The organism is Burkholderia sp. Ac-20379 (assembly GCF_017104645.1).
Taxonomy (GTDB): Bacteria; Pseudomonadota; Gammaproteobacteria; order Burkholderiales; family Burkholderiaceae; genus Burkholderia.
In genome coordinates, this window is record NZ_JAAGPF010000260.1 from 1 (window position 1) to 10,479 (window position 10,479).

General features: G+C 69.7%; 10 protein-coding genes. All 10 read left to right on the forward strand.

The features are described 5' to 3' along the window. Positions 1-1,282, forward strand: a 1,282-nt coding sequence (locus tag G3N92_RS25155) for an aldehyde dehydrogenase family protein (RefSeq protein ID WP_206130307.1), incomplete at its 5' end; no start/stop codon positions are given. 97 nt (positions 1,283-1,379) lie between these two features. Then, positions 1,380-2,321: a helix-turn-helix domain-containing protein gene (locus G3N92_RS25160; RefSeq protein WP_206130308.1), complete on the forward strand. Its 942-nt coding sequence runs from the start codon at positions 1,380-1,382 to the stop codon at positions 2,319-2,321. 167 nt (positions 2,322-2,488) lie between these two features. Further along, complete coding sequence (locus G3N92_RS25165) at positions 2,489-3,937, forward strand: APC family permease (RefSeq protein WP_206130309.1); 1,449 nt, start codon at positions 2,489-2,491, stop codon at positions 3,935-3,937. Positions 3,938-3,953: 16 nt separating this feature from the next. Continuing rightward, a complete protein-coding gene (locus tag G3N92_RS25170) occupies positions 3,954-4,316 on the forward strand; it encodes a cupin domain-containing protein (protein WP_206130310.1) in 363 nt (120 codons plus the stop codon). 173 nt (positions 4,317-4,489) lie between these two features. Further along, entirely contained in the window at positions 4,490-5,683 is a 1,194-nt protein-coding gene (locus G3N92_RS25175) for a porin (RefSeq protein ID WP_206130316.1), read from the forward strand. 139 nt (positions 5,684-5,822) lie between these two features. Beyond that, a complete protein-coding gene (locus tag G3N92_RS25180; RefSeq protein WP_206130311.1) occupies positions 5,823-7,124 on the forward strand; it encodes an FAD-binding oxidoreductase in 1,302 nt (433 codons plus the stop codon). Between the two features lie 40 nt (positions 7,125-7,164). Beyond that, positions 7,165-7,533 (forward strand): cupin domain-containing protein, encoded by a 369-nt coding sequence (locus G3N92_RS25185; protein ID WP_206130312.1) that lies wholly within the window; start codon positions 7,165-7,167, stop codon positions 7,531-7,533. Between the two features lie 356 nt (positions 7,534-7,889). Then, positions 7,890-8,918 carry a porin gene (locus G3N92_RS25190; RefSeq protein ID WP_206130313.1) on the forward strand — a complete coding sequence of 343 codons (1,029 nt, stop codon included), beginning with the start codon at positions 7,890-7,892 and terminating at the stop codon, positions 8,916-8,918. A gap of 200 nt (positions 8,919-9,118) precedes the next feature. Continuing rightward, positions 9,119-9,847 carry a GntR family transcriptional regulator gene (locus G3N92_RS25195; protein WP_206130314.1) on the forward strand — a complete coding sequence of 243 codons (729 nt, stop codon included), beginning with the start codon at positions 9,119-9,121 and terminating at the stop codon, positions 9,845-9,847. Beyond that, the coding region (locus G3N92_RS25200; RefSeq protein WP_206130315.1) for an ADP-ribosylglycohydrolase family protein at positions 9,847-10,479 on the forward strand (633 nt) is incomplete at its 3' end. The genes G3N92_RS25195 and G3N92_RS25200, both read left to right, overlap by 1 nt.

The window sequence follows — 10,479 nt, forward strand, 5'->3', positions numbered from 1 at the left end:
TCGGGTCTGGCGCGGGCTGCGGCCGGCCGACCGCGAACGCATCCTGCTGCGCCTGGCCGACACGATCGAGGCGCACGGCGAGGAGCTGGCGCAACTGGAGACGCTGAACCAGGGCAAGTCGATCCATGTGGCGCGCGCGATCGAAGTGGGCGCGACCGTCGAGTACGTGCGCTACATGGCCGGCTGGGCGACCAAGCTCGGCGGCGAGACGCTCGACGTGTCGATCCCGTTCCCGCCCGGCGCGCGCTACACGGCCTACACGCGCCTGGAGCCGGTGGGCGTGGTGGCCGGCATCGTGCCGTGGAATTTCCCGCTGATGATCGCCGTCTGGAAGCTGATCCCGGCGCTGGCCGCGGGCTGCGCGATCGTCATCAAGCCGTCGCCCGAAACGCCGCTGACGGCGCTGCGGCTGGCCGAGCTGGCGATCGAGGCGGGCGTGCCGGCCGGCGTGTTCAACGTCGTGACGGGCGGGCGCGAATGCGGCGCGGCGCTCGCGTCGCACCCGGGCGTCGCGAAGATCTCGTTCACCGGCTCGACGCCCACCGGCAAGCTGATCGGCGCGGCCGCCGTGCAGAACATGACGCGCTTCTCGCTCGAACTGGGCGGCAAGAACCCGGCGATCATGCTGGCCGACGTGGACGTCGACCAGGCCGTGCAGGGCATGCTGGCGGGCGGCTTTCTGAATCAGGGGCAGGTGTGCGCGGCCGTCTCGCGCATCTACGTGCACCGCGACAAGTACCGGCAGGTGGCCGACGGCCTGGCCGACGCGGCGCGCGCGATGACGCTCGGCCCGGGGCTGAACCCGGCCGCGCAGGTCAATCCGCTGGTGTCGGCCGCGCATCGCGACCGCGTGGAGGCGCACATCGCCCGCGCGCGCGCCGACGGCCTGCGGCTGCTCGCGGGCGGCGCGCCGGTCGAGCGGCCCGGCTATTACGTGCAGCCGACCGTGATCGCCGACGTGCCGGCCGGCGCGGCGATCCTGCGCGACGAGGTGTTCGGCCCGGTGCTCGCGCTGGTGCCGTTCGACGATCCGCAGGCGGCGCTGCGCATGGCAAACGATTCGTCGTACGGATTGACGGCGAGCCTCTGGACCAACGACCTGCGCGCGGCCATGAACCTCGTGCCGGAGATCGAGGCGGGCACCGTCTACGTGAACTGCCACGTGCCGCTCGATCCGTCGATGCCGTTCGGCGGCGTCAAGCAATCGGGCCTCGGCCGCGAGTTCGGCCGGCACGCGGTGGAAGGCTTCACCGAGACCAAATCGGTCTGCATCGCCCACTGATCGCTCGGGATCCCTGACGATTCGGCAAGGGCATTTTTGACGCGCGGGACGGGCGGCCGGACGCGCATTACACTTGGCGGAATTCAGGGAGATGGCGATGGACTTCAAGGTCAGTTCGCTCGCCGACGTGCACGACCATTCGCTGGCCGTCAACGGCTGGGAACAGGTTTACCGGCAGATGACGCCGGGGCGCTTCGAGAGCCGGCTGGTGCAGGCCGCGTCGCCCGCGTTCCTGTATTTCCGCGAAGCCACCAACCGGCGCATCGTGCAATCGGGCGTCTCGCCGGCGGGCTTCTCGTCGATCGCGGTGCCGCTCGCCGCGCCGCAGGCCGGCACGTTCCAGGGCCACCGCGTCGATACCTTCGCGCTGATGCTGCTCGGCCCCGGCGAGGAATTCCGCTTCTACACGCCCGAGGCCATGCACTACGTGGCCGTGAGCCTGCCCACCGACGCGATGCACGAACTGGTGGCGATCGCCGTCGGCGAGCACGCGGTGCGCCAGTGGCAGCGCAGCGTGCTGCCGATCGCGCCGGACGCGGCGCGCGTGCTGGCCGCGCGGCTCGCGCCGTGCCTCGACGCGGCCGAACGCGATTGCGCCGTCCGCGACGATCCCGCTTCCGCCAAACGCTTCCAGGACGAGGTGCTCGGCATCCTGCTGGGCCTGCTCGACAGCGCCGGTGGCGCGTCGGGGCGCGACCTGACGCATGCCACCTACAGCGACATCGTGCGGCGCAGCGAGCGCATCGCCGCCGAAAGCGAGGCCGAGCCCGTCACGGTGCTCGACCTGTGCCGCGCGCTGCGCTGCAGCCGCCGCACGCTCCAAACCAGCTTCCAGCGCGTGGCGCACATCTCGCCCGTGGAATACCTGCGCGCGACGCGCCTGAACGCCGTGCGCGGCCTGCTGCGCTCGACCAGCGCCGACGAATTGAAGATCGGCGACGCGGCGGCGCGCTACGGCTTCTCCCATCTCAGCTACTTCGCGCGCGAATATCGCGGTCTGTTCGGCGAATTGCCGTCGCAGACGCAGCGGCGCTTCTGAGCGCCGCCGGGCCGCCGCGCTAGGCAATTACCCTCGCGCCGGCGCGGGTTGCCGATTTGTGCTGCCGCTCCGATATTTTGGCTTCCTACATTCTCCCTGACGCGAGCCGGTACTCGCATCGCCGACGCGATGCGCAGGCCGAGGCCCGCCCCCTGGAGAAAACATCAATGAGCGTCGCCATGGAATCTTCGCCCTCGACCGAACTGCGCAAAGGCGCGTTGGGATTGGGATTCATCGTCTTTTTCGTCGTCTCGGCGGCCGGCCCGCTGGTCGCCATCGCGGGCGGCTTCCCGATCGGCATCATGCTCGGCAACGGCGCCGGCACGCCCGCGCTGCTGGTGGCGACCGTCGCGATCCTGCTGCTGTTCGCGGCCGGCTACACGGCGATGGCGCGCCACGTCACCAATGCCGGCGGCTTCTACGCGTTCACCGCGCGCGGGCTCGGCGGCACGGCGGGCGGCGCGGCGGCGTGGCTCGCGCTGCTCGGCTACAACACCATGCAGATCGGCCTGTACGGCATGTTCGGCGCGGTCACGGCCGGCTTCATGCAGGCCCATGCGGGCATCGCCGCGCCGTGGTGGTGCTATTCGCTGCTCGCGCTGGCCAGCATCGCGGTGTTCGGCTACCGGCAGATCGATCTGTCCGCCAAGGTGCTGTCGCTGCTCGTGATGGGCGAATACCTGGTGGTGCTGGTGCTCGACATCGCGATCCTCCGGCACGGCGGCGCGCATGGCGTGAACCTCGCCTCGTTCACGCCGCACGCGTTCCTGAGCGGCACGCCGGCGATCGGCTTCCTGTTCTGCTTCGCGACGTTCATCGGCTTCGAGGCCACCACGATCTACAGCGAGGAAGCGAAGGACCCGCAGCGCACCGTGCCGCTCGCCACCTATATCTCGGTGCTGCTGATCGGCGCGTTCTACTGCTTTTCCGTGTGGTGCATGATCGTCGGCGCGGGCGCCAAAGAGATCGTCGGCACGCTGACGGCGCTGGCCGATCCGACCACCTTCCTGTATTCGCTGTCCGACCGCTACGCGAGCCCCGCGCTGACCACGGCGATGAGCGTGCTGTTCATCACGAGCGTGTATGCGGGCCTGCTCGCGTTCCACAACTCGGCGTCGCGCTATTTCTTCGCGAGCGGCCGCGAAGGCCTGTTGCCGCCGGCGCTCGGCCGGGCGCATGCGCGTCACGGCAGCCCGTACGTCGGCTCGCTCGCGCAATCGGCGGTGGCGCTCGCGGTGCTGCTCGCGTTCGTCGCGATGCGCGCCGACCCGGTGCTGACGCTGTTCTCGTGGCTGACCAACCTCGCCACGCTCTGCATCGTCGCGCTGATGACGCTGTCGTCGGTGGCGGTGTTCCGGTTCTTCCGCCGCCGCCCGGCGAGCGGCGAGGGCATGCTGCGCGTGGCGGTGTTCCCGGTGGTGTCGGGCGTCGCGCTGGCCGCGGTGCTGGCGCTCGCGGTGGCGAATTTCCCGCTGCTGACGGGGGCGGGCGCCACGCTGTCGTATGCGCTGACGGCGCTGCTGCCGGTGTTCGCGGCGGCCGGGGCGATCGCGGCGCGCAGGCTGCGGCGGCGCGACCGCGCGGCCTACGAGCGGCTCGGCAGTTCGCGTCTCTGAGCGGCGGGGGCACACCATGCACGCGATTCATGTTGCTTCGCCGATTCCCGCGCTCGACGCGTGGGGCAGCGTCAAGACGCTCGGCGCGACCGTCACCGAAGGCGACGTGCAGGCCTTCGGCAAGACGACGGCCGGCTCGGACGCGGCCGCCGCCAGCGCCGGCTACTTCGCCTGCACGCGCGGCGCCTTCGAGATGGTCTATCCGTTCGACGAGCATGCCGTCGTGCTCGAGGGCGAATGCGAACTGCTCGATCGCAGCACCGGCCGGGTGCACCGCTTCCGGCCCGGCGACGCGTGGTTCGTCGCGCAGGGCACGCCGGTGGCCTGGCGCATTCTCGGCGAGCGCTTCGTCAAGCACTACTTCGCCGTGAGCCGGTAGCGCCCGCGGCGCGGGCCGGGCGCGCAGGGCCGCCGATCGGGCGCGCCGCGCTCCCGTCCGCCATTCCGTTTTCCTGAAACCGTTCATCGTCGCGCCGCATCGGGCGAGCGCGCGGATGACGCACGTCCATCGAGAGGCTTCGCATGCAGAACATTACGAATTCCACGGTCACGATGCTGGCGTTCGCCGCACTCGGCCTTGGCCTGACCGCGACCGCGGCGCAGGCGCAGAGCAGCGTCACGCTGTACGGCACGGTGGATGCCGGCGTGGTCTATTCGACCAACCAGCAGACCACGCGCGCCGACGGCGCGACTTCGGGCGGCCACGCCGTGCAGATGAGCGGCGGCAACCTGGTGCCGTCGCGCTGGGGGCTGATGGGCAGCGAGGATCTGGGCGGCGCGCTGAAGGCGATGTTCCAGCTCGAGAACCAGTTCCTGACCGGCAACGGCGCGATGCTGCAGGGCGGCGCGCTGTTCAGCCGCCAGGCCTGGGTGGGCCTGCGCGACGAGCGCATCGGCACGCTGAGCCTCGGCCGCCAATACGATTCGTACTCGGATTTTCTCGGCGTGTACGCGTCGAGCAACAACTGGTCGACGCTGTACGGCTCGCACTTCGGCGACGTCGACAATCTCAACGAGGCGTTCAACTTCAACAACGCCGTGAAGTTCACCAGCGCGGATTTCAACGGCTTCACGTTCGGCGGCACGTTCAGCCTCGGCGGGCAGGCCGGCAATTTCCCGGCGCGGCGCGGCTACGCGGCGGCGCTCGCCTACACGCGCGGCCCGCTGTCGCTGAGCGCCGGCTACATGGCGCTGAACAATCCGCTCGATGCGGCGCTCGGCGGGCAGGCCGGCTATATCGGCGATTTCTCGTGCGCCAACGCCGACGCCCAGTATTGCGCGCTGCAGGACGCGCGCAGCATGAAGGCCTACGGCGCGGGCGGCTCGATCGCGCTCGGCCAGGCCACCGTCGCGCTGGTCTACACGCACACGCGGCTCGGCCGCAGCGCGTATTTCGCCGGCGCCGGCACGCCCGACGGCCGCGACGTGTCGTTCGACATCGCCGAGCTGAACACGACCTACGCGCCGTCGCCGTTCTGGAATCTCGGCGTCGCCTATATCTTCAACAACGCGAAGCCGAGCGGCGAGGCCGCCACGCGCTTCCACCAGCTCAACCTCGGCGCGAACTATCTGCTCTCGAAGCGCACGGCGCTCTACGCGGTGGGCATCGCGCAACTGGCCAGCGGTGGCGGGCTGTCGGCGGCGCCCGCCGCGGGCGGCACGGCCTACGCGCAGATCCCGAATCTCGTGAACAGCAATTCGAATCGCCAACTGGCCGTGATGGCCGGCATCCGCACCAACTTCTGAACGGGCGGCGCGGGCGGCCTGCCTTGCCGATATGTGCTCACGCCGGGCCGACGCGCGAACCCACAATCGGTACAGGCCGGCGCAGGCCGCGGGCGCTTCGGGCGCCCGCCCGGCAGCAACACGAATCGAGGAAACGACGATGCACGCAGACGAAACAGCCACCTACTACACGGCCACCCGCAAGTACGAACTGAGTTTCCCCTCGCTCGAGGACGACATCGAGGCCGAGGTGGTGATCATCGGCGGCGGCTTCTCGGGCATCCATACCGCGCTGGAGCTGGGCGAGCACGGCGTGGACAAGGTGGTCGTGCTGGAGGCGCAGCATCTGGGCTACGGCGGCACCGGCCGCAACGGCGGGCAGGTGATGGCCGGCATCGGCCACGATCTCGACGCGATCCGCAACGACGTGGGCGAGGAGGGCCTGCGCGCGATCTTCGCGCTCAGCGATCTCGGCCCGCAGATCATGCGCGAGCGCATCGAGAAGTACGGCATCGACGCCGATTTCTGCAGCGGCTACGGCTACATGGCCTACAACGCGCGTCAGGCGAAGACGCTGCGCAGCTGGGAAAAGGATTTCAAGACGCTGGGCGCGCCGCACGAGATCCGCTATGTGGAAGGGCGCGACGTGCAGCAGATCGTCGGCTCCGAGGTGTATCACGCCGGGCTGCTGCACATGGGCGGCGGCCACGTGCATTCGCTGAACCTGCTGCTCGGCGAGGCGAAGGCCGTCAGCGAGATCTACGGCGCGCGCATCTTCGAACACAGCCCGGCGCTCGACGTGACCTACGGCGAGCGGATCCGCGTGCGCACCGCGAAGGGCAGCGTGACGGCGCGCAAGCTGGTGTGGGCGGTCGACGGCTTCAACAACCGCATCGAGCCGGAGCTGCACCGCAGCACCATCAACGTGTACGCGTACAACTCGATGACCGAGCCGCTCAGCGACGAACTGATCCGCCGCATCAGCCCGATCCACGGCGCGTACAGCGACATCCGCCCAGTCATCAACTATTACCGCGTGACCAACGAGAACCGGCTGCTGTTCGGCTCGTCGACCTCGCTCGTCGAACGGATTCCCGGCGACCTCAAGGCATGGAACCGGCGCCTGATGGTGGAGGTGTTTCCGTACCTGAAGGATGTCAGGATCGATCTGGCGTGGGGCGGGCCGATGGCGTCGACGCTGAACCTGTTTCCGCAGATCGGCACGCTGCCCGATCGGCCCAACGCGTTCTTCGTGCAGGGCTATTCGGGCTTCGGCGTCACGCCGAGCCAGATCATCTGCAAGATCCTCGGCGAGGGCATCGTCGGCGGCTCGGAGCGCTACCGGCTGGTCAGCGCGATCCCGCGCGCCACCGTGCGCGGCAAGGACACCTATCGAAATCTGCTCGTCACGCTCGGCAAGGTGATGCATCAGACCTCGGGTTACTGGCACGGCCGCCGCTGAGCGCCGCCGGCCTTCTTTCAAACACACGGAGAACCACCGCATGAGCATGACCGCAATCCAATCCGCCATCGCGCAATCCGAACTCGACGCCTGGGGCAGCCTGAGCGGCATCGGCGCCGAGATCCTCGAAGGCGGCGACATCCAGGCGTTCGGCAAGATGACGCACGGCGCACCGACCGACGCCGTCTCGTCGGCCTATTTCGGCACCACGGCCGGCAAGTTCCGCCTCGTCTATCCGTTCAGCGAGCAGGCCACGGTGGTGACCGGCAGCGTGTCGATCACGGACGAATCGACCGGCACGACGCGCGAATTCAAGGCCGGCGACAGCTGGTTCGTCGAGAAGGGCACCTCGACGCTGTGGGACGTGCCGCAAGGCGGCTTCGTCAAGCACTACTTCGCGGTGGCCTGACGCGAAAGGCGGGCGGCGGGCCGTGCGCCCGCCGCCCGCGCCCGATTCCGCTTCGCCGCTTCAGGCCGCTCGAGGCCGTTCAAAGTCGCTCAAAGTCGTTCACTGCCGCTTCCCGCCGTTTCGCTCCCCGCCGTTCCCGCCATCGCCCGGTTCTCGTGCGATCGGCGTTCCCCTCGCTGCATTTCCGCTCCCCATACCCCGCCGTCGGCGCCGCGCGCACCACAGGTTTTCCCCTATTTGTCCGCGCTTGACTTGTTCAAATTGAAACCTTAATTTTGCGCCTGTTCCTACATGTTCTTTTTGTAGGAACAAGTCAGTCGCTTCGGCGACCGCTTCCAACCGACCGGGATCCCACGATGTCCTTCCGTCTGTCGCGCCTCGCGTTCGCGCTCGCCTTCGGCGTGCTGCCGCTCGCCGCCCATGCCGATTCGAGCAGCGTCACGCTGTACGGCATCGTCGACGAGTTCTTCCAGTACGTGAACACCGGCAACGGCTACACGGCCGCGATCGGCTCGTCGGGGCAGTGGGCGAGCCGGATCGGCCTGCGCGGCCACGAGGATCTCGGCGGCGGCAACTACGTCGGCTTCGATCTGCAGAACGGCTTCAACCCGAACGACGGCAGCTTCGCGTCGGCCGGCTCGATGTTCAACCGGCAGGCCTGGGTGGGCCTCGGCGGCAACTGGGGCGAGGTGCGCGTCGGCCGTCAGAATTCGCCGCTGTTCAACGATCAGGGCGGGCTCGACGCGTTCGGCGCGGCCACCCAGGCGTCCGGCTTCAGCAACATGGAAACCTACGCGGTGCGCACCAGCAATACGGTCTCCTATACGTCGCCGCTGCTGTCGGGGCTGCAATTCAGCGTGTACGTGGGCTTCGGAGACGCGGGCGGCCTGCGCTCGGGCGGCGCCAGCTATCAGGCCGACGTGACCTACACGCACGGCCCGTTCTCGGCGATCGCGGCGGCCCAGGCCGTGCGCAGCGCCGACAACGGCACGCTCGACCGCACGGCCGAGGCCGGCGCGTCGTATCAGCTCGGCAAGACCACCGTCTACGTCGGCTGGGCCGGCGCGAAATGGGCCGACATCGGCCTCGACGCGAACATCTACGGCGTGTCGGCGTTGTATCAACTGACCGGCGCGCAGGCCGTCTCGCTCGGCGGCACCTATCTGCACGACGAAACCGGGCAGGGCGCCAACGCGAAGCAGATCGCCGCGCTCTACACCTACACGATGTCGAAGCGCACCACGCTGTACGGCGCGCTGTCGTTCCTGCAGAACCGCGGCAACGCGTCGTACCGGCTGGCCGGCTCGGCCAACGCGGGCCTGCCGCTGGCCTATCCGGGCGCCGACGCGCGCGGCCTGCAGCTCGGCATCGTTCACCGCTTCTGAGCACGCTTCCGAGCGCGCTTCCAAGCCCGATTCGCCTGCCCGCCATCGCCATGTCCGCCATCGCCATGTCCGCCCGCCGATCCGCCTCGCGCCGCCGTCCGCCGTCAAACCTGTGCATACTTGTACCTTTTGCGACGCGCCGCGCGCCGCCCGGTACGGGCCGGCGCGCGGGCGCGGCGCGTGCTGACAGGAGACTGAAGATGGTGCGTAAATCGGCCAAGGCGTCCGACGTCGGGCGTTCCAAGGCACACATGGTCGCGGCGGCGCTCGAGCGCGACATCCTGAGCGGGCGGCTGCCGTACGGCCAGCAGCTCGAAAGCGAGAGCGAGCTGGTGGAGCGGTTCGCGGTGAGCCGCAACACCGTGCGCAAGGGCCTCGACCTGCTGACCACCAGCGGGCTGATCACGCGGCGCGGCGGCATCGGCTCGTTCGTGACGTTCCACGGGCAGACCATCGACGGCTCGCTCGGCTGGACCACGGCGCTGGAGCAGGCCGGCGGCAGCGCGCAAACCAGGCTGCTGCAGATCGCGATCATCGAGGACGAGGCGCTGGCCGCCGAGCTCGGGCTCGCGCAGCCGCGCTTCGTCGCGATCGACCGGATGCGCGTGATCGGCGAGCCGGCCGCGCACATCTCGCTGGAGCGCAGCCGCCTGCCGTTCTCCGACGATCTCGCCGCGCTGCCGCTCGAAGGGCTGGTGGGCGGCTCGCTGAACCGCACGCTGGCCGAGCACGGCATGGTGGCCGATCACGGCGAACAATGGGCCGAGGTGGTCGGCCTGGCGGCGGAGGACGCACGGCTGCTCAAGCGCCGCGCCGGCACGCCGTTCCTGCGCTCGCGCCGCCTCACGCGCGATCGCGACGACCGGATCATCGAGTACGTCGTCAGCCTGCTCGATCCGGCCCACTTTGCCCTTCACCTGGAATTCTGATGTCGCTCTCCCGCACCGATGCTTCTTCCGCCGCCCCCGCCGATTCGAACCACGCGGCCCGGCTCGACCGCGCGCGCGGCGCGTTCTACGGCCTCGCGCTCGGCGATGCGTTCGGGATGCCGACCCAGGCGCTGAGCCGCGAGACGATCCGCGCGCGCTTCGGCCGCATCACGCAGTTGACGGCCGCCGGCCCCGATCAGCCGATCGCACCGAACATGCCGGCCGGCGCGATCACCGACGATACCGAACAGGCCGTGCTGGTCGCGCAACTGCTGGTGGACGGGCAGGGCGCGATCGCGCCGCTCGAATTCGCGCGGCGGCTGATCGCCTGGGAAGCCGACATGAAGGCGCGCGGCTCGCTCGATCTGCTCGGGCCGTCGACGCGGCGCGCCACGCAGGCGATCGTCGACGGCGAGGACGTTGCGCTCGCGGGCCGCTTCGGCACCACCAACGGCGCCGCGATGCGCGTCACGCCGGTGGGCATCGCCACGCCGCTCGACGACGCGCAGGCGTTCGTCGACGCGGTGCTCGCCTCGTGCCTCGTCACGCATCACACCACGCTCGGCGTGGCGAGCGCGGCGGCGGTGGCCGCGGCCGTGTCGGCCGGGATCGCCGGCGCGACGCTGGCCGAG

What these genes read in the sequence shown, in the direction of transcription:
- G3N92_RS25160 (WP_206130308.1), top strand. Translation starts at nt 1,380, where the DNA reads ATGGACTTCAAGGTCAGTTCGCTCGCCGACGTGCACGACCATTCGCTG.
- G3N92_RS25165 (WP_206130309.1), top strand. Translation starts at nt 2,489, where the DNA reads ATGAGCGTCGCCATGGAATCTTCGCCCTCGACCGAACTGCGCAAAGGC.
- G3N92_RS25170 (WP_206130310.1), top strand. Translation starts at nt 3,954, where the DNA reads ATGCACGCGATTCATGTTGCTTCGCCGATTCCCGCGCTCGACGCGTGG.
- G3N92_RS25175 (WP_206130316.1), top strand. Translation starts at nt 4,490, where the DNA reads ATGCTGGCGTTCGCCGCACTCGGCCTTGGCCTGACCGCGACCGCGGCG.
- G3N92_RS25180 (WP_206130311.1), top strand. Translation starts at nt 5,823, where the DNA reads ATGCACGCAGACGAAACAGCCACCTACTACACGGCCACCCGCAAGTAC.
- G3N92_RS25185 (WP_206130312.1), top strand. Translation starts at nt 7,165, where the DNA reads ATGAGCATGACCGCAATCCAATCCGCCATCGCGCAATCCGAACTCGAC.
- G3N92_RS25190 (WP_206130313.1), top strand. Translation starts at nt 7,890, where the DNA reads ATGTCCTTCCGTCTGTCGCGCCTCGCGTTCGCGCTCGCCTTCGGCGTG.
- G3N92_RS25195 (WP_206130314.1), top strand. Translation starts at nt 9,119, where the DNA reads ATGGTGCGTAAATCGGCCAAGGCGTCCGACGTCGGGCGTTCCAAGGCA.